The organism is Indolivaga capnocytophagoides (assembly GCF_036511535.1).
GTDB classification, from domain to species: domain Bacteria; phylum Bacteroidota; class Bacteroidia; order Bacteroidales; family Dysgonomonadaceae; genus Dysgonomonas_A; species Dysgonomonas_A capnocytophagoides.
Genome location: NZ_AP028867.1, coordinates 3,535,148 through 3,555,395, shown reverse-complemented (window position 1 = coordinate 3,555,395; position 20,248 = coordinate 3,535,148). Strand labels below are relative to the sequence as shown.

Annotated in this window: 18 protein-coding genes; 9 read left to right on the top strand and 9 right to left on the bottom strand. The window is 38.2% G+C overall.

Annotated features, from left to right (window positions below; all coding sequences use genetic code 11):
• Positions 1-153: 153 nt before the first annotated feature.
• Positions 154-1,419, bottom strand: coding sequence for a DUF2851 family protein (locus AABJ51_RS14380; protein WP_338373087.1), 1,266 nt, complete (start codon positions 1,417-1,419; stop codon positions 154-156).
• Positions 1,420-1,552: 133 nt separating this feature from the next.
• Between AABJ51_RS14380 and AABJ51_RS14375 the strand changes: the two genes are divergently transcribed.
• Positions 1,553-3,538: a DUF4954 family protein gene (locus AABJ51_RS14375; protein WP_338373085.1), complete on the top strand. Its 1,986-nt coding sequence runs from the start codon at positions 1,553-1,555 to the stop codon at positions 3,536-3,538.
• 92 nt (positions 3,539-3,630) lie between these two features.
• Positions 3,631-3,867: a YecH family metal-binding protein gene (locus AABJ51_RS14370; RefSeq protein ID WP_338373084.1), complete on the top strand. Its 237-nt coding sequence runs from the start codon at positions 3,631-3,633 to the stop codon at positions 3,865-3,867.
• A gap of 71 nt (positions 3,868-3,938) precedes the next feature.
• On the opposite strand, the gene metG is transcribed toward AABJ51_RS14370, so the two are convergent.
• From metG to AABJ51_RS14350, 4 genes are all read right to left on the bottom strand, one after another.
• The gene (gene metG, locus AABJ51_RS14365; RefSeq protein ID WP_338373082.1) at positions 3,939-5,978 is read right to left on the bottom strand and encodes a methionine--tRNA ligase; all 2,040 of its coding nucleotides are present in this window, start codon (positions 5,976-5,978) and stop codon (positions 3,939-3,941) included.
• A 138-nt stretch (positions 5,979-6,116) separates the two neighbouring features.
• Positions 6,117-6,782 carry a hypothetical protein gene (locus AABJ51_RS14360; RefSeq protein WP_338373081.1) on the bottom strand — a complete coding sequence of 222 codons (666 nt, stop codon included), beginning with the start codon at positions 6,780-6,782 and terminating at the stop codon, positions 6,117-6,119.
• Between the two features lie 18 nt (positions 6,783-6,800).
• Entirely contained in the window at positions 6,801-7,532 is a 732-nt protein-coding gene (locus tag AABJ51_RS14355) for a hypothetical protein (RefSeq protein WP_338373079.1), read from the bottom strand.
• 11 nt (positions 7,533-7,543) lie between these two features.
• The gene (locus tag AABJ51_RS14350; protein ID WP_338373078.1) at positions 7,544-7,975 is read right to left on the bottom strand and encodes a hypothetical protein; all 432 of its coding nucleotides are present in this window, start codon (positions 7,973-7,975) and stop codon (positions 7,544-7,546) included.
• 313 nt (positions 7,976-8,288) lie between these two features.
• Here AABJ51_RS14350 and AABJ51_RS14345 point away from each other — a divergent pair, with 313 nt between their 5' ends.
• The gene (locus AABJ51_RS14345) at positions 8,289-9,743 is read left to right on the top strand and encodes an aminoacyl-histidine dipeptidase (RefSeq protein WP_338373076.1); all 1,455 of its coding nucleotides are present in this window, start codon (positions 8,289-8,291) and stop codon (positions 9,741-9,743) included.
• A 17-nt stretch (positions 9,744-9,760) separates the two neighbouring features.
• Positions 9,761-9,946: a hypothetical protein gene (locus AABJ51_RS14340; RefSeq protein ID WP_338373075.1), complete on the top strand. Its 186-nt coding sequence runs from the start codon at positions 9,761-9,763 to the stop codon at positions 9,944-9,946.
• 40 nt (positions 9,947-9,986) lie between these two features.
• On the opposite strand, the gene AABJ51_RS14335 is transcribed toward AABJ51_RS14340, so the two are convergent.
• Entirely contained in the window at positions 9,987-12,152 is a 2,166-nt protein-coding gene (locus AABJ51_RS14335; protein WP_338373074.1) for a S9 family peptidase, read from the bottom strand.
• A 332-nt stretch (positions 12,153-12,484) separates the two neighbouring features.
• Here AABJ51_RS14335 and AABJ51_RS14330 point away from each other — a divergent pair, with 332 nt between their 5' ends.
• The 5 genes from AABJ51_RS14330 to AABJ51_RS14310 all read left to right on the top strand — a co-directional run bounded on the left by AABJ51_RS14330 (position 12,485) and on the right by AABJ51_RS14310 (position 18,183).
• Positions 12,485-13,606 (top strand): DUF4369 domain-containing protein, encoded by a 1,122-nt coding sequence (locus AABJ51_RS14330; RefSeq protein ID WP_338373073.1) that lies wholly within the window; start codon positions 12,485-12,487, stop codon positions 13,604-13,606.
• 53 nt (positions 13,607-13,659) lie between these two features.
• Entirely contained in the window at positions 13,660-15,201 is a 1,542-nt protein-coding gene (locus tag AABJ51_RS14325) for a YifB family Mg chelatase-like AAA ATPase (protein WP_338373070.1), read from the top strand.
• A gap of 135 nt (positions 15,202-15,336) precedes the next feature.
• On the top strand, positions 15,337-15,945 hold the full coding sequence (locus tag AABJ51_RS14320) for a DUF4254 domain-containing protein (RefSeq protein WP_026627113.1): 609 nt from the start codon (positions 15,337-15,339) through the stop codon (positions 15,943-15,945).
• A gap of 64 nt (positions 15,946-16,009) precedes the next feature.
• Positions 16,010-17,062: a glycosyltransferase family 9 protein gene (locus tag AABJ51_RS14315; RefSeq protein ID WP_338373067.1), complete on the top strand. Its 1,053-nt coding sequence runs from the start codon at positions 16,010-16,012 to the stop codon at positions 17,060-17,062.
• Positions 17,059-18,183: a glycosyltransferase gene (locus AABJ51_RS14310; RefSeq protein WP_338373066.1), complete on the top strand. Its 1,125-nt coding sequence runs from the start codon at positions 17,059-17,061 to the stop codon at positions 18,181-18,183. The genes AABJ51_RS14315 and AABJ51_RS14310 overlap by 4 nt, the downstream gene beginning before the upstream one ends.
• A 6-nt stretch (positions 18,184-18,189) precedes the next feature.
• Here AABJ51_RS14310 and folE read toward each other — a convergent pair whose 3' ends face one another.
• The 3 genes from folE to tpiA all read right to left on the bottom strand — a co-directional run bounded on the left by folE (position 18,190) and on the right by tpiA (position 20,237).
• The gene (gene folE / locus AABJ51_RS14305) at positions 18,190-18,765 is read right to left on the bottom strand and encodes a GTP cyclohydrolase I FolE (RefSeq protein ID WP_338373064.1); all 576 of its coding nucleotides are present in this window, start codon (positions 18,763-18,765) and stop codon (positions 18,190-18,192) included.
• A 76-nt stretch (positions 18,766-18,841) separates the two neighbouring features.
• Positions 18,842-19,366: an SPOR domain-containing protein gene (locus tag AABJ51_RS14300; protein ID WP_026627117.1), complete on the bottom strand. Its 525-nt coding sequence runs from the start codon at positions 19,364-19,366 to the stop codon at positions 18,842-18,844.
• A 112-nt stretch (positions 19,367-19,478) separates the two neighbouring features.
• Entirely contained in the window at positions 19,479-20,237 is a 759-nt protein-coding gene (gene tpiA / locus AABJ51_RS14295) for a triose-phosphate isomerase (RefSeq protein WP_026627118.1), read from the bottom strand.
• Between the last annotated feature and the right edge of the window lie 11 nt (positions 20,238-20,248).

Sequence of the window (20,248 nt, the reverse complement as noted above, 5' to 3'; positions counted from 1 at the left end):
TATATGCTTTATTGTTCTTCAGGAACACATTCTACCGCCATTCCTAATTTCTAATAATTGAATCTCCTTACAGTTCAAGGATTTGCAAAAGTAAGTTTTTTTGTTTTTAAATCAGCATCAATTAGCGAAAGAAAGCATTGAAGGTCTCAGGACCTATTTACCCGATAACACCTGATATCCGATTCGGCAATAAAGGCATTTTCGTTTCTCGCAATACTCCCGTTTCAACTGAATGACAGCCTGTGTATCGTATGCACTCCTGCTAATAAGTCCATAATCAGCAAATTGCTTCACGATGGAGTTCGATTCGGGTTTTATTGTTTCAAGGAAGCCAATAGCCCTCTCTATATATGATTCGTCATTGATGCGCCTGCCATAAGAGAAGCCCAAGGGAACAACTGCATTTATAATCATCACATCCAATGAAGAATCTCCTATGTATTTGTGTTTTCTGGAAGACTCTTCTCCGAACAAATAATGTGTCTGCCAATATTCAGATGCATTGACATGAAACAGCAAACGTATCTGACCAACATCTTTTGCGGATAGTACTTTAGCGCAAACTCCCTGTATATTTTGTAATAACACGGCTAATTGAGCCAACCTTAAGACCGGAGAGCTTGTAGGGCGCACTCTTAAATTTCGAAAAATATCCCTGTTTAAAGGGATCAAAGAATACTTGTTCTTTAGGAAATCGTATTCCTGTTTCAATTTCCTCGTATAATCATCCATGCAGGACAAGTCTTGTAATAATCCTGCCTGACCGAATAATAATGCTTCAATCTGTAAAAGGCTGTCGGACTGTTTCAGTATATATTTAAGAGGAAGGCTCAAAGCTAATCTTTCAAAAGCATCCGAGTTAAGCCCAAATCCCATTGATCGGGACAACACCACATAAAATACGTCTGCCCACGATCCGTCTAACCGCTGAAACAACAACGATATATCATTACATTTACGCTCCAATCGTTCCAATAAAAGAGAATTGAGCCACGAAGCTGTATGCAATGAGGGAATAGCGCGTAAATAATTGCAACAAGGAATAGCAACATCGGCACTCAACAAAAAATCGATATTTTCACGTATATGACTCGGATATTTAATCTCACACTGTGGAATAATTCTGCCCGTCTGATCCGTCACTTCACAAGTAATATTTTCGACAATATGCAGAATCACAGAATTATAAACTACGTCTTTATCGTGTCCGTGCCGAAACCAGTCATCCGAAGATTTATGTATCTCTACATTTCCTACCCAAACTTCACCATTGACTTTTATCTTTGCATTGAAAAAATCAGGTCCCTGATGGGTATTATGCTGACCGGTATCAAGCACCTCAAAGGAGACTCCGTCAGTCATTTCCAAATCTTTCTGAAAGAGCTTGTGCTTCCACACATAGTGCAGTATTTGTTCCATAATGTCGAGTGTTGCGTTGTTTTATTGCTCCTAAGGTACAAAAAATGGCAGAACGTAAAAATATTTGAAGTATTTTTACGTTACAGATAAGATAGTTAAGTAACAAGCCTATCATCGTTATAACAACATATATATGATATACAGAAAGCTAACCACTCCCGAAATCGAAAAGCTACAAAATCAGGCTTGCACTGCCTGTAATTGGGAAACAGTTTCCGTCCATGAAAATTTCACTCCCGATTATATTCATCAGGTAAATTTTTCGGGGGATATCCGGATCGGTTACTTCGAATCCGATTTTGTCTTCCCTGGAGGAATCAAGAGACATTCGGGTCTAAGAAATGTAAGCTTACACAATTGCTCATTGGGAAATAATGTACTCATAGAAAATATACAAAACTATATAGCCAACTACCGTATCGGAGACAATACCATTATACAGAATCTGGAACTGATGTATGTAGAAGGGAAATCTTCATTCGGTAACGGAGTACAGGCTTCGGTTCTGAATGAAACAGGAGGACGTGAAGTCGGCATCAATGACAAATTGAGTGCTCACTTCGCTTATATACAATCATTTTATCGCCATCGTCCAATTCTTGTTCAGAAAATGCAGGAAATCGTACAACGATATACGGATGAAGTAAGTTCTGAAACCGGAACAATAGGTAACAATGTAAAGATTGTAAATACAGGTACAATCAAAAATGTTAAAATCGGAGACAATGCCGTTATTGAAGGAGCTCGCATTCTCGAAAACGGCAGTATAAACAGCAATGCTTTTGACCCCATACATATTGGATACAATGTGATGGCGAAAGATTTCATTATTTCTTCCGGTTCTCGTGTTGAAGACGGAACTATGCTAGCCAGATGTTTTATAGGACAATCCTGTGAACTGGGTCATACTTATTCGGCCAGTGACTCGTTATTCTTCAGTAATTGCCAAGGTGAGAACGGCGAAGCTTGCGCTATATTTGCGGGGCCTTATACGGTCACACATCACAAATCGACTTTGCTGATTTCAGGAATGTATTCTTTTATGAATGCGGGATCGGGCTCAAATCAAAGTAACCACATGTATAAACTGGGTCCTATACACCAAGGAGTAATGGAACGAGGCGGCAAAACCACCAGTGATTCATACATCCTGTGGCCGGCCCGAATAGGAGCATTCTCACTGGTAATGGGTCGTCACTACCGTAATTCGGACACATCAAAAATGCCTTTCTCATACCTGATCGAAAGTAATGACGAAACGGTACTTGTTCCAGGCATTAACCTGAGAAGTGTAGGAACTATACGTGATGCGCAGAAATTTCCCAAAAGAGATAAACGTAAAGATCCCGATAAGCTGGATCATCTTAACTTTAACCTGCTCAGCCCATATACAGTACAAAAGATGTTTCAAGGGATAGATGCACTGAAAGGTCTACAGGAAACCTGCGGTGAAAGTTCGGATGCTTATACTTACCAAAGCTGCCGTATTAACGGTTCTTCTTTAAAAAGAGGTATTAAGTTTTATAATATTGCCATTACTAAATTTCTGGGGAATTCTATTATCTCCCGCTTAAAGGACTGCCCATGCCGGAATAATGAAGAAATAAGAGAGGCTCTCAATCCGAAGACGACAGACGGATTATTCCAATGGAGGGATTTGGCCGGACTTCTTGCACCAAGTACTAAAATAGATGATCTGATTGATGATATAGAAGCCGGAAAACTGAACACATTGGAAGATGTAAATCAAGTATTTGCAGGTCTGCATGCTAACTATTACGAACTGGAATGGACATGGGCATGGGATAAAATACAACAGTATTTTGAACTCAGTCTAGAGACTATTACGGCAAAAGATATCATAGAGATTGTCGAAAAGTGGAAGGAAGCTGTCGTTTCGCTCGATAATATGATATACGACGACGCGAGAAAAGAATTCTCTTTACCGACACGTATCAGCTTCGGATTGGACGGAAACAAAAGAGACCAGAAAATTGATTTCGAACGTGTACGTGGTGTATTCGAGAAGAATGCTTTTGTAGAAGCTGTACTCGAACACATTAAAGTAAAAACCCAATTAGGAAACGATACAATCGAAAGGTTAAAACAAGCTATATAGGTCTATTTTTTGCTCTATTGTATCATATGTTACAGTTATTAACCATCAAATGATATATTTTTGTTTCATAAATTGATAAAGACTATAAGGTTATGGAACAATTACATGCTCACGAAGTTTTACATATGATGGAAGGCAATAGCTATAGCGAAGAATCATTGGCCCAAGCCATCAAAGACCGTTTCGGTGAAAATCAGCGTTTTTATGCTTGTTCTGCTGAAGATATGGATATACCTATGTTAATCGAGTTCCTGAAAATGAAAGGGAAATTTATGCCGTCTCAGAAAGATGGTTTTACCGTAGATATCAGTAAAGTTTGCAATCATTAAATATGGGTAAAAAGAAACGGAAACTATAAAAAATATAGTTTCCGTTTCTTTATATCGGTAATTGATTTTTATCAGCCCACTTTACTACCGGGAGTTATTAACGCCGACGGTTGTATCAGAGATAAACTTCCGTCTGCATTTTCCGCAGATAAAAGCATTCCGCATGATTCTATCCCCCGTAATTTGCGAGGTTCAAGATTGGCGATGAAACAAACCTGACGTCCAACCAATTCTTCCGGTTTATACCATTGAGCAATACCGGAAATGATTGTTCGTTTAGAAATGCCATCATCAATAAGGAATTGCAATAACTTATCGGCTTTAGGCACTTTTATGCATTCCAATATCGTTCCGACGCGAATATCTATTTTTTCGAATTCAGGGAACTGTATCGATGGTTTAATCGGTGCAGCCTTATATTCCGAAGCTTCATTGGCTTTCTTGGTATCAAGTAATTTTTGCACTTGTTTCTCGATGGTTTCATCTTCGATTTTGGCAAACAACAGATCCGCATGATTCAATTGATGACCAACAGAAAGTATATCTACCTGCCCTAACTGAGTCCAAGCTAAATCTGTTACATTCAGCATCTGTTTTAGCTTTGCAGTACTGAACGGAAGGAACGGCTCAAAAGCAATGGCCAAATTAGCAGCTATCTGCAACGAGATATTCAAAATCGTCTCAGTACGAGTCATATCTGTTTTGGCAGTTTTCCAAGGTTCTGTATCCGCAAGATATTTATTACCGATACGAGCCAGATTCATTGACTCTTTAAGAGCATCACGGAAACGGTACGTATCAAGGTGTTTTTCAACTTCTGCTTTTACATCTTTAAATTCTGCCAGAGTATCTTTATCATAATCTGTCAATTCGTGGCAAGCAGGAACTTTTCCATCGAAATATTTATGAGTAAGCACCATCGCCCTGTTAACGAAGTTGCCAAAGATGGCAACCAACTCGTTGTTGTTTCGAGCCTGGAAGTCTTTCCATGTAAAGTCGTTATCTTTTGTTTCGGGAGCATTGGCTGTCAACACATAGCGTAAGACATCCTGTTGTCCGGGAAAATCTTCGAGATATTCGTGTAACCATACAGCCCAATTACGGGAAGTGGAAATTTTATCTCCTTCGAGATTCAGGAATTCATTTGCAGGAACATTTTCGGGCAGAATATAGGATCCTTCGGCCTTCAGCATGGCAGGAAATACAATACAGTGGAATACAATATTATCTTTTCCGATAAAATGAAGGAGTTTTGTATCCTCATGCTTCCACCATTTCTCCCAACTATCGGGTAACAACTCTTTTGTATTGGAGATGTAACCGATAGGTGCGTCAAACCAAACATAAAGAACCTTACCTTCGGCTCCCGGCAGCGGTATTGGCACACCCCAATCGAGGTCACGGCTTACAGCACGGGGCTGCAATCCCATATCCAACCACGATTTGCATTGACCATACACGTTGGTTTTCCACTCTTTATGGTCTTCCAATATCCATTGTCTCAACCAGCTTTCGTGCTTATCAAGAGGTAAATACCAGTGTTTAGTTTCTCTCATCACCGGAGTTTTACCTGATATCGTTGATCTTGGATTTTTCAAATCGGTAGGGCTTAGTGATGTTCCGCACGATTCGCACTGGTCTCCATAAGCATTTGGATTACCACAGTGGGGACATTCGCCCATAATATAGCGGTCAGCGAGGAACATTTTAGCTTCCTCATCATAGTACTGTTCGCTTGTTTTTTCTTCGAACTCTCCCTTATTATATAATTCGAGAAAGAAATCCGATGCTGTTTTTTTATGTATCTCAGAACTGGTACGTGAATATATATCGAACGTGATACCAAATTCTTCAAAAGACTTCTTGATTATGCCATGGTATTTATCCACAATATCCTGAGGAGTAACACCTTCTTTTTTTGCCCTGATAGTTATAGGCACACCATGTTCGTCGGAACCTCCGATAAACAATACTTCTTCGCCCTTAAGACGTAAATATCTGACATAAATATCTGCAGGAATATATACTCCTGCCAAGTGACCTATATGCACAGGTCCATTAGCATAAGGAAGTGCAGATGTGACCAGCGTTCTGTTAAATTTCTTACTCATAATCAAGATCGTATAGAGGAAGACAGTTACTTAACCGCCTTTACTTTTTTCAAAAGAGGTACAAATATACTAATATAAATAAATCGACAAGCTTTTCCAACTTGTCGATTTATTATAAAAATTCATATGATAATTCTATCAATCCCAGGATAAAGATACTATCTGATATTTAAATTCAAATTTAGAAGGCTGGAGATCCTGAGGAATATAAAAAATAGGGGATAATTTTTTATTAGTCTTATTATTTTTTATAATCTCCTCAACGTTTGTCACTAATGCAAACTTGTTTTGAGTAGAAGATACTGTTTGCAAAGCATAACCTTGTAACTGGCTATCTGGAATATAACCCATATTAAGAGTTGGTAATAATCTCAATATAGAAGAATTTCCTCCTGGAATAATTACACTATAACCTTTAGGCACATCTATATATTTGATATATTGGCATAATTCCGTGTAATAAGGGACATTAGTTTCTAATCTTGAATCATAGGGAAATCCAAAGGTTAATAAATATTTTTTCAAAACTACCCTTTTATCATATCCTCTTACTACATTAATGGTATTTATTGATGTATTTCTCATTTTCTTGAGATCAGAGTTAAAACTTGAACTTTTAAAAGTTAAGTATGAGGAATCTATTTTTCTTACTTCATTATTAATTTCTGAGATATGATTATCTACATCATCTTTTGAGTTTATCATATAACCAATAAGGCTTTCACTATTCTGATATTCCAAATCTGAGGAACAGCCATATAACGATAATCCAAATAATATTATAAATATTAAATTTGTTCTCATTGTTTCGTTTTTCTAAGATTAATCCCAGTCTGTATTAATATATTGATATTTAAATTCAAATGAAGAAGGACCATTTTTAGCTGATTCTGGTAAATAAACTGGAGGATTAAATATTCTTCGACCTTCGATATTATATGCAATACTTTCTGTTTCAGTTATCAGCTCATAAACATCTTCAGTCGAAGTTGAAGAATATTGTTTGTATGTATACCCTGTTATCATCGGTTTTGTCAATGAATAACCAATTGGCTGACGCCCCATGCTTTTCATAGAGCTCATTAGCGACGGAGGAGGTAGAACCAATGTTGTACCTTTTGGTATCCTCACTTGTTTAACATATAATTTAATATCACATAGGACTACTGTATTTTTGTATTCGTTCATGCGAGAATCCCAAGCTATCCCTTGAGAAAAGTATGACTTAAATGTTTTTACATCTCTTATCTCATCATACCCATATGTTTTTATAGTTCCTGACGAAGAAGACCTTAAGCTTGAATTTTGCTCATCAACCCATAAATGAGAATTATCAATTGTATCACAAGAATATAATGCAGGATAACTACGAGCTAAAGATTGATATAAACTATCCGAAAAGAAAGCATCAGAGTTTATATATTCTTGTGAATCTTTTGAAAGGTTATTTAATTTCTCATCTATTCCAAATTCGTTATTATTCGAACACGAAGGGATAAGCATGATAGCCAGTGATAAAAAAAATAACCAATGGTAGTTTGTAATTTTTTCCATAATTTTGAGTGTTAATTTATATAATATTGAAACTTATAGTCTTGGTTCAGCCCATTATTTATATATATTTCGATATCATAAAGACCTTTCTGGAATGCATGGTCTATATAGAATGATACCTTATGTTCCGTAAAACATGAGTCATCCACACAATCAAAGTCATTGGGCGATGTTGTTATATTAAAGGTTAATTTTCGATTTTCCTGTTCCAACGCCAAGCGATATATTGTATCGTTCTTTTTTATAGTTTTCACATTAAATCCACAATAATAAAAAGAATTCTCTCTCTCCAGTCTAAAGTTTTTTTCAATTTTAATCTGACCTAAATCAATCAACTGGGGATTATGTAACGGGATATTTGTAGAAGTAACATTTTCGTCCTTTGAACAACCGACAGATATAATAAATAAAGCAAGCAAAAATAAGACATTTCGAATACACATAATGATGTTTTGTTAAAGTGTTGTTGACGCAAAACTAATAATAAGTTTAGAATAAACAAATTTTATCTATATTATTTATAATCCATCTGACTCAGAAGAAAGGAGAGATAAAAATACGATTACTTTTGTTACCTTTTGAGAATACCCTCAAGCCATGGAAGAGCTTTCAGAGTCACAGCTAAACCCTCGTTAAGGGAACAGAGGAGTAAAAAAGATACAATAGAAAGAAGGATAACTTTATGTTACTTTTGTTTACTTTTGTAGTAATAAAAAACCAATTAAGGTCTCGAACTTACTAACGTAATATTATATTATGTCAAAAGAAATTTTAAAACTGAAACCCAAAAATGTTTGGAAACATTTTTATGAGTTAACACAAATACCTCGTCCCACAGGACATACAAAGGCTGTTGAAAAATATGTTGTAGACTTTGCAAAAGGATTAAATCTGGATGTAAAGCAAGATAAAGTCGGCAATGTTTTAATTACCAAACCGGCTTCGAAAGGAATGGAGAATGCTCCGACTGTGATTCTTCAATCACATTTGGATATGGTTCCGCAAAAAAACTCGGACGTTCAACATGACTTTTTGAAAGACCCGATCGAAACCGTAATCGACGGAAACATCGTAAAAGCCAAGTCAACCACTCTAGGAGCAGATAACGGTATCGGAGCTGCTGCGATATTAGCGGTGATGGAAGACGACAGCCTTGTTCACGGCAAAATAGAAGGTCTTTTCACCATAGACGAAGAAGAAGGCATGGTAGGAGCATTCGGGCTCGAGCCGGGATTCCTTACCGGAAGCATTCTCCTCAATCTGGATACAGAAGAAGAAGGTGAATTATGTATCGGCTGCGCAGGCGGTATAGACGAAAATGTATCGTGGCAGTATAAAGACGTAGAAGCTCCGGCTGGTGATGCTGCCGTAAAAGTAAGCCTGAAAGGATTGAAAGGCGGTCACTCCGGTGGTGAAATACATTTAGGCAGAGCTAATGCCAATAAGTTGATGTTCCGTTTTCTGAAAGAAGCTGTACGCTCATTGGATGCCCGTTTGGCATCGGTAGAAGGAGGTTCGCTGCGTAATGCCATTCCTCGTGAAGCATTTGCAGTATTGACTGTCCTTCCGGAAAATGCAGAGGCTTTGATGGATTTAGTTGATGACTACAACGACTTATACTGCGAAGAGTTTGCAGAGATAGAAACAAACCTGACACTGAAAGCAGAAAAAGTAGATTTACCTAAAACTGTACTTCCTGAAGAAATACAGGACGATGTAATCAATGCAGTTGTCGCTTGCCCTAACGGGGTTATCAGTATGCTCCAATCATTTCCCGGTATAGTGGAATCTTCGACCAACATTGCATCCGTAAAATCGGGAGAAGGCAAAGTCGAAATCAAATTCCTGACACGCAGTTCATCGGAATCTAAAAAAGAGGCTTTAGATTCTATGATCGAAAGTGTATTCTCTTTGGCAGATGCTAAAGTGGAAGCCGTAAACGGATATCCGGGATGGCAGCCGAATGCACATTCGAAAGTATTGGAAGTAATGAAATCCCTATTCGTTTCTCAATTCGGAAGAGAACCACAGGTACAGGTTGTACATGCCGGTCTCGAATGCGGTATCATATTAGGCAGTACTCCGGGCTTAGACATTGTTTCGTTCGGTCCTACTATTATGAATCCTCACTCTCCGGATGAATTTGTAGAAATCGATACAGTTGAACGTTTCTATCATTATCTGACAGCTATCCTGTCGGAATTGAAATAATCTGTTATATACTCTATATGCCAAAAACAGCCTTATTTCTGGCGATATCAATTGTCTATCTGATCATCATATCGGTAGCTATTTTCCCTTATTACAACAATAAAGAGGATATGGGTAGCTTTCTGCTGATTATCGCAGGTAATGTGATAGCCATAGTTGCCTTGGCATATATTTTCAGAAAACAACAAAGCGGGAAGAAATAAAACTTCTTCCCGCTTTATATTTTATAAGGTAGCTCAGAGCTTACTTTAAGAAATCATCAAAGTAACGAGTGATATGCTCATACAGGTGAACCCTGTCTTTACCAATCATATTATGTCCGTGTCCGGGATAGATGAAAAAGTCGGGATGAGTTCCGCTTTTAATAGCCGATTTCAGAAATTGGAGACTGTGCTGCATAACTACCGTCGGATCTTCATCGCCATGTATAATCATCAGACGGCCTTTAAGATCTCCCGCTCTATCGACCATGCTTGAACCGGCATAACCTTCAGGATTTTCTTTAGGTGAGTCCATATAACGTTCGCCATACATTATTTCATAGTATTTCCAGTCTGTTACAGGACCTCCGGCAACACCCACTTTGAATGTCTCAGGATGGCGGAGCATCAGATTCAATGTCATAAACCCGCCGAAGCTCCAACCATGCACACCAATACGGTCAGCGTCTACATAAGGCAATGATTTGAGATAATCTACACCAGTCATTTGATCTTCGGTCTCCACCACACCCAGATGACGGTGAGTGATATTCTCGAAGTCTATTCCCCTGTTAGAAGTTCCTCTGTTATCCAACGTAAAGACAACATAACCTTTTTCAGCCATGTATATATCCCACCCTCTGGCTTGTGCCATCCATGAGTTGTCTACCAACTGAGAATGAGGTCCTCCATACACATAGATGATGGTTGGGTATTTCTTATCAGGATCGAAGTTCAACGGTTTTATAAGCCTGTAATATAAGCTTGTTTTTCCATCGTTTGCTTTTAACTCTCCCAGTGAGATTTCGGGTAAGGTTATACCTTTATAAGGGTCTTTAGCCGAGAATATGTTATAAGTCTTAGCAGTTTTTGTATCTGTAATATCAGCTTTGCCTGCATTATATTGAGAAGTATAACGGTCGATAATGTATTTGCCCGATTCACTCAATAAACCTGAATGCACACCTTCTTCTTTTGACAGACGAACTTTCTTGCCGTTTTTTAGATTCAACTGATAGATATGACGTTCGAGCGGAGTCGCTTCGGTAGATACATAATAAAGATTTGCACCAGCTACATCAAAGCCTAAAACTTCGGTAACATCCCAAGCACCAGTGGTTAACTGCTTTTTCACCTTACCGTTTATATTATACAGATATAGGTGATTGTATCCATCTCGTTTGCTCTGCCAGATAAAACTGTTCGGATCATTCTTCGAGAACAAAACAGGATGCTCCGGTTCTACATACTTCGGGTGAGTTTCTACGAACAGAGTAGCGTCAAGTTTTCCCGAATTAGCATCATATCTGGCAACTTTACAAGTATCTTGTCCCCTGTTTAGTTCAGCAAGGTAGATGTACTTATCATCGGGACTCCATGCAATATTTGTCAGGTATTTTTCTTTAGGAGTACCTGTTTTCAGAAAAACAGTCTGTTGTGTCGAACGGTTAAATATACCGATAGTCACTTGATGACTTTTCATCCCTGCCATCGGGTATTTTATGTCTTTCAATTCGGCAACCCGTGCAGATATATCGACTAGAGGATAATCAGTTACCATGGTTTCGTCCATTCTGTAAAAAGCAAGCAGATTTCCCGATGGAGACCAGAATGTTCCTTTGGTTATCCCGAATTCGTTGCGGTGAACCGATTGCCCATTTACAATGCCTTTATCCGAGTCGGATGTTATAGCTGTTTCTTTCGAGCCGGAGTCTAAGATGTAAAGATTATTGTCTTTGGTATAAGCAAAAGCCCTACCCTCTTTAGTGAAATCGAAATTCGAGGTTTCTTTCGGAAAAGTATAAGTGGCTTCAACCTTATTTTCTTTGAAATTATACAAATAAGTATCACTGCCATTGGTAAGCATTACGACAGATTGATTCGCATAAGGAAAACCAACAAAACGGAACGACTTCAAATTTTCTTTTCCCTCTGCCGTAAGGCTTTGGTTGATCAGCTCTTTTGTGGTGATTACCCGAACAGCTTTTTTATCTATAACAGGAATAGAAACAATAGAATCGCCTTTTACCTGAACCGGCGAGTCATTCCACCACTGCAGCTGAGAAGGAAATTGCACTCTGTACTTTGAAAACGTACTTCCTCCGGGAATAAGATCTTCGAGAGAAAGCGGAACCAGACTATTTTGCGCCATTGCTGAAAATGAAGATGATAAAATGACAGTAAAAAGAAAACTTTTAAACAATCTCATATAATTACACGTTTTTTTATAAACAAAGATACACTTTATAGCTCACAGCCAATGTTTATTCGTCATATTTAAACGACATTAGCTTAAGACGATTGTTAAAAAGATGAAAAATATGCAATAATTAATTAAGATAAATTTCTATCTTTGTAGATTGAAAATAATAAAACAAGTATTATCCGCCTTTTAGGCATAATATTTGTACTTTTAAGGTCTCAGACCTATTTGTTGACTTTGCAAGTATGACAGCAAGAGCAGGTTATTGCTTTAGAATATGTCATTAAATACTTTATGTTGCTTACTAGTCTCTGTAATAATATTAATATAGAAAGGTTATGTCGCTCCTGAATCTAAGGTCTTTACTTATTATCAGTACCTTTATCCTCTTATTCGCATCTTGCGAAAAAAAGGATAACACCAATTTTAAAGTTCAGGGAAAACTTGAAAACCTGACAGTCTCGAATCTATATGCCGTTAGGGAAGTATCAGGTGACTCTGTTATTATCGACACAATCGAGGTAAATAAAAGAGGTGAATTTACTTATAAAGGGATCGTGAACGAGCCAACTTTGGTCAACTTATATTGCGGAGACGACAAAGCTCAGATCACATTCTTTTTGGAACCCGGATATGATCTTAACCTGAAAGCAGACGCTTCGGATTTTGGTTTGGCTGAACTGAAAGGGGGAAAGGTTAATGACGACCTAATGGCTTTTAAAACAGAAAACCTCAATCTTCTTCAGACTCGATGTCGTATTCTGAGCAAACACCAAAATATGGATCCTGCCGAACTAAAGAATATAAACTTTCAGCTTGCCAGATGTGTTCGTGAATATGTGGAAAAGAACCCCGGAAAAATAGCCAGTGTAGTTTTGATGAATGACTATTCCGTCAACAATATATCACCGGAACTATTAGGAAATGATATAAACTCGTTGAAAGGAGATGCTGCCAATTTTTACCTCACAACATCTTTGAAGAACTATTATGACAGGGTACGAATATCAGCTGTAGGCTCTGTAGCTCCGGACTTCACGTTGATAAGTTCGAAAGGTAAAGATGTAAGCCTGAAAGATTTTAGAGGAAAAGATGTTTTACTGATCTTCGATATAAAAGAAGCTCCGCTGAACATCAAGTACTTTGACGAATTGAAAGAGACTCAGAAAAAGTTAAAAGACAAAGTTAGCTTTCTGGCAATAGTTATTGATGTTGAAGGGAAATCGCCGGATTCTCAAACCGTAGAGATAGCCAATTCTCTAGACTGGACTGTTTTACTTGACGGCAGAAAATGGAGTTCCAAAGTAGTAAAGAAATACAATGTAACATCTGCACCCTATATGATTTTGGTATCGGCAGACGGAATCATTCTTGAAAGGGATGTAAACATAACTTCCCTACTGTCAAGATACGAAAACAAGGATAAAAAAGACGAAAAAGCAGTAGATAAGACTCGCTAAAGTCCTATATTTCCTTTATATTTGTCTCTGAACAACATTTATTCTACGCAAACATGCTGGTAAAAGTATTCGGAGCTGCCGTACAAGGGATTGACGCCACACTAATTACGATAGAAGTTAATTGCTCAAAAGGCATAAAATTTATGCTGGTTGGGTTACCTGATGCATCTGTAAAAGAGAGTCACGAACGTATCATATCTGCATTACAGGTCAATGGCTACAAGTTTCCACGACAACAAGTCATCATAAACATGTCCCCGGCTGACATCAAGAAAGAAGGTTCTTCTTATGACCTGCCTTTAGCAATCGGCATAATGGCGGCCTCAGACAGCCTGGAATCTGATGACCTTGAAAATTATATGTTAATGGGTGAATTATCTCTAGACGGAACAATCCTTCCGGTAAAAGGAGTTCTGCCAATCGCTATAAAAGCCAGGGAATTAGGATTTAAGGGATTAATAGTTCCCTTGAAAAATGCCAAAGAGGCTGCCGTCGTTAACAATCTGAATGTATATGGTGTCGAAAAGCTGACAGAAGTAGTAGACTTCTTTAACGGAAAAGGATCTCTTCAAAGAACGGAGATCAATACACGGGAAGAATTTTTGAAGAAACAATTCGATTTTGAATTTGATTTTTCAGATGTAAAAGGACAGGAAAATGTCAAAAGGGCAATAGAAGTTGCTGCTGCCGGTGGTCATAATATCATAATGATAGGACCTCCCGGAGCAGGGAAATCAATGATGGCAAAACGTATACCGACCATATTACCTCCCTTTTCTTTACAGGAAGCCCTCGAAACAACAAAAATACACAGTGTTGCAGGTCGGATGAACACTGACACCTCATTAATGTCGGTACGTCCATTCAGATCTCCACACCACACTATATCAGATGTGGCAATGGTTGGAGGAGGAGTTTACCCTCAACCCGGAGAGATCAGTCTGGCTCACAACGGAGTTCTTTTTCTGGATGAATTGCCCGAATTTAACAAAAGTGTACTCGAAGTATTAAGACAACCACTCGAAGACCGTAATATCTGTATATCACGGGCAAAGTTCTCGGTTGAATATCCGGCAAGTTTTATGCTGATATCATCTATGAACCCTTGTCCATGCGGATACTACAACCACCCCGAAAAACCATGTGTTTGTTCACAAGGGATGGTGCAGAAGTACCTGAACAAGATATCAGGGCCATTACTCGATCGAATTGATATTCAGATAGAGATAGTACCGGTTCCCTTTGATAAAATATCAAGTGCCGGGACATCCGAGAACAGCGAGTCTATACGTAAACGAGTCATTAAAGCAAGAGAAATACAAGCAGAAAGATTTAAAGATGAAGAAAAGACGCATTGTAATGCCCAGATGACCTCTAAGCTGATGCGCAAGTATGCAACTCCTGACGAAACAGGGCTTTCGCTTCTGAAACAAGCAATGGATATGTTTAACTTGTCGGCCAGAGCTTACGACCGCATACTCAAGGTATCTCGAACGATAGCGGATCTGGACGGATCTCCGGATATTAAACCCAACCATCTGGCTGAAGCTATTAACTATAGAAATCTCGATCGCGAAAACTGGGCGAATAAATAGGTTCTTGAAAAGCTTTTAATTATATTTGTCAACATTATATATTAATGAGGGAGATGTTATTACTTGTTTGCAAGGTGAGAATCGTGTATATGAGTGATTATATCTCTTTGTTTATTAATACAGTAAAATAGATTTATGAAATTTACAGACTTAAGTAATTCCATCTTTGATAGAGTAATTGAGGATTATCACAAAACAGATGATGTAGATACAGCATTATCTAATCCTTTCGAGCTAAAAACTATAGAATACTATCTATACCTTAAAAACTGGATTGACACCGTACAATGGCATCTGGAAGATATCATTCGTGATCCGAATATAGATCCTGTGAAAGCTTTATGTATTAAAAGAAGAATCGACAAATCGAATCAGGACAGGACAGATTTGGTAGAATTAATCGACAGCTATTTTCTTGATAAGTACAAAGATGTCAAACCAAGTCCTAATGCTAAAATAAACACAGAGAGTCCGGCTTGGGCTATAGACCGCCTGTCTATCCTCGCCCTTAAGATTTATCACATGCATCAGGAAGCTACTCGTGAAGATGCTGATGCTTCACATAAAGAACAATGCCAGAACAAGTTGAACATTCTTCTGGAACAACGAAAAGACTTATCCTCGGCTATAAGCGATTTATTGGAAGATATAGGAGCCGGAAGAAAATACATGAAGGTTTATAAACAAATGAAAATGTATAATGATCCTGACTTAAATCCTGTTCTATACGAGAAAAAGAAGTAGTTTTTTCAACCTTTGTCTAACTTGAAAATCGGCCAAAAAAAATACACGAAAACAAACAACAACAATGGCTAGAATTTTAATAACCAGGTTATCTTCATTTGGAGACGTGGCTATGTTAGTACCTGTAGTATTCTCTGTGGCAGCTCGCTATCCACAGGATCGCTTCATTGTACTGACCAGAAAGTCGTTTGCTCCACTGTTTGAAAACCTAGGATTCAATATTAACGCTGTAACATTTGATCCGTCTAAACGTCATAAGGGATTATTGGGTACATTCAAGCTTTTGATCAGTGTGATCAAATACAATTATTCACATGTAGCAGATGTGCATGATGTGCTTCGTACCAAGCTGATAAGAGGCTGTATGTCTATGCTCTTTAAGAAAACGGCGCACATAGAAAAGGGCAGAAGCGAAAAGAAGCAGATGATTGCATCGAAAGAACTATATCCGCCTCTGAAGCCAACTTACGAAAGATATATGGAGGTTTTCGATAAAATCGGATTTCCATCAGAAATGGTTTTCAAAAACTTCTTTGAGTTTAAAGAAAGATCGTTATATCCCCTCCGGGCAATAGTTACAGAGAAAGACTGTACCTGGATTGGAATTGCTCCATTCGCAAAACATGCTGAAAAGGTATATCCTCTAGATAAAATGGAGAATGTAGTAAAGAGTTTAAACGAAAAATCCCCTATAAAAATATTCTTATTCGGATCGGGAACTCAAGAACGAGAAATCCTTGATAGCTGGGAAAACAAATACGAGAATGTAATATGTGCTTCGGGTAAAATAAACCTGATTAATGAGCTATTGCTTATCTCTTATCTGGATATAATGATCTCTATGGATTCTGCAAACATGCACCTTGCCTCGTTGGTAGAAACTCCGGTTGTTTCTATTTGGGGAGCCACACACCCAAGCTTAGGCTTCTATGGATTTAAGCAGGATATAAAAAATGCCATTCAAACAGAATTGGAATGCCGTCCTTGCTCTGTCTTTGGCGATAAACCATGTTTCAGAAATGATCTTGCCTGTCTGAATGAGATACCGGAAAACGAAGTTTTGAAAAGAGTCATGAATGTTTTACATGAACATGGCTTGAATGAGATAGAACAATGAAAATAGGAATATTATCACCTTTCTACCCTTACAGAGGAGGGATGGCTCAATTCAGCGGCCGATTGTATGAAGAGTTAAAGATTGATCATGAAGTGCAAGCCTTTAACTTTTCCATGCTTTATCCGTCCTTTCTCTTTCCGGGAAAAACACAATATATAACTGAAGGTGATTCCGCTCAGATCATACATTCCGAAAGAGCACTCAACAGCATCAACCCGTTATCTTATTATAAGACAGCTTCGCAGATAAACCGCTTTAAACCGGATATACTGATTGTTCCATACTGGATGTCTTTTCTGTCTCCGGCTCTGGGCAGCGTTTGCCGTCTTATCAACAAAAAGACTAAAATTACAGGATTGATCCACAATGCAATACCTCATGAAAAGCGTTTCTTTGATAAACCATTAGCAAAATACTTCTTTTCTGCATGCGATGGATTTATTGCTCTAAGCGATCCGGTTAGAGACGATCTGAAGGCTATTATCCAGAACAAACCGATACTTGTAAGCCCTCATCCGATATATGACCACTACAGCCTTAAGACAAGCAAAAATGAAGCAGCTTTAAAACTTGGAACGGATAGTACCAAAAAGACACTCTTGTTTTTCGGTTTGATCCGAGAATATAAAGGGTTGGATATCCTGCTGAAAGCAATGAATCTGTTAAATGATCAATATCAGCTTATCATTGCAGGCGAATGCTATGGAGACTTCAAAAAGTATCAGGATATTATAGATACCCTTCACAATAAGACTAACATCAAAGTACTTGAAGAGTATATTCCGGATGAAATGGTTTCGACCTTATTTTCAGCATCAGACGTACTTGTTCTCCCATACAGAGATGCAACACAAAGCGGCGTAGTAGCTGTCGCTTACCAGATGGAAACACCTCTTATCGTAACGAATGTAGGCGCATTAGGAGAGACAGTCAGAAAGGGATCTACAGGCATGGTTGTAAACAACGCGACACCGGAGGAATTAGCAAACTCAATCGTTCAATATTTCGAAGAAGAGGCTGCTAATAAAGCAATATATACAAAGAATATAATCCTCGAAAAACAAAGACTCTCATGGAAGTCCTTCTCTAAAGCAATTCTCGAATTTTACTCCTCAATATAAAACAGACTATTTGATAAGATTGATGAACTCCTCACGGGTTTTTGCCTGATTAAATGCTCCGGTAAAGTCCGAAGTCGTAGTAGTTGAATTTTGTTTCTGTACCCCACGCATTTGCATACACATATGCTGAGCTTCTATCACCACCATTACCCCCAAAGGATTCAGGGTTTCCTGAAGACAATCTTTTATTTGCGTAGTTAATCTTTCCTGCACCTGTAAACGTCTTGAAAATATATCAACAATACGCGGTATTTTGCTTAATCCGGTTATATATCCATTAGGAATATATGCGACATGTGCTTTACCCCAAAAAGGCAGCATATGATGTTCGCAGAGTGAATAGAAGTCTATATCTTTCACTATAACCATTTGTTTATAATCTTCTTTGAAAAGAGCCTTACGAAGCACCTCCTGAGGGTCTTCAGTATATCCGCTTGTAAGAAACTGCATGGCCTTGGCTACACGCTCCGGAGTATCCAATAAACCTTCTCTGCTTACATTTTCTCCCAACAGGCTGATAATACCCTTATAGTTTTCTGCTAATATCGATGTCTTCTGATCTTTGCTATCTGTTGACGGCATTTCTTTTTCTTATAATTATACCGGATCAGAATATCTGAAACGGCTGTTTATTACACGTTTAAGGACTCAGACTTGCTTAGTCTACGGCTACTTTTATTACATCTTCCACAATTCGCATTTCTCGTCCGAATGAAGGCAATTTATCCTTCATTTCCGACAAAGCCTGCTGAGCTTGTTCATGTGTTTTAAAATTACCGACTCTCACTCTCCATACCGGAGATGCATATGATATAGTCGCATCCATATTAGGATATGCAGATTGCACAGCATCCTTACGATACTGAGCTTCATTTTTAGAGCGTTTCTGATCACTCCCGCTATATACCTGAATACGATAACCTTTTGCCTTTACAAAAGTTTTGGTAGAGTTATTATCCGAAACTACCGATAACTGAGACTCGACATCAGTCGTTCCTGATGTCGAAGCACTGGTTCTGACTGTAGAACCCACCATGTTTTTTATAGCATCATCCTGATAAATAACAACTTTACCCTGTCCTGCTTTAGTTGTATTCAAATCATCTGTAATAGACTTATTCTGCGCTATAACCGAAAGGCTGCAGCTTAACAATATAAAAAATATGCAAGTAAGTTTATTCATAATTTACTAAGGTCGACAGACCTGTTTTTGCTAAATAATAGATTCTGCTATCTTATCTAAAGATAATACGGAGAGAGAGTATACTCCAACTCCGTATTACTCATATTATTTCTTAGAATGCGTCGATAATAGGCATAAATTTATCAACTTCAAGAGAAGCTCCACCGATAAGACCACCGTCTACATCAGGATTTGCAAACAATTCTTTTGCATTTGATGCATTACAGCTACCTCCGTAAAGGATAGAGATACCGTCAGCCACTTCTTTACCATATTTATCAACGATAGTTTTACGGATAAATGCATGCATTTCCTGAGCCTGAGCAGAAGTTGCAGTTTTACCTGTACCGATAGCCCAAACAGGCTCATAAGCTAATACGATCTTAGAAAAATCTTCGGCAGATAGCGCAAACAAAGCATTCTCGATTTGAGATTTTACAACAACTTCTTGTTTGTTAGATTCTCTTTCTTCCAATACTTCACCTATACAGAAGATAGGAGTAAGTCCGTTAGCCAAAGCCAAAACTACTTTTTCTTTGAGAGTAGCATCTGTTTCTCCATAATAAGTACGACGTTCTGAGTGACCAAGAATCACATATTTAGCACCTGTTGATGCTATCATTGCAGCCGAAACTTCTCCGGTATAAGCTCCAGATACTTTATCTGCACAGTTTTGAGCTGCAACACCGATTTTTTTATCACCGATAGAAGCTACTGCATTAACCAAATGTATAAACGGAGTACCTAGTACCACATCGCAATTTACTTTATCTCTATCAGCTAGAGCTACTTTAAGTGCATCTACTAAAGCTAAACCTTCTTGAAGAGTTTTATTCATCTTCCAGTTTCCGGCAACGATATTCTTTCTCATAATGGTATGAT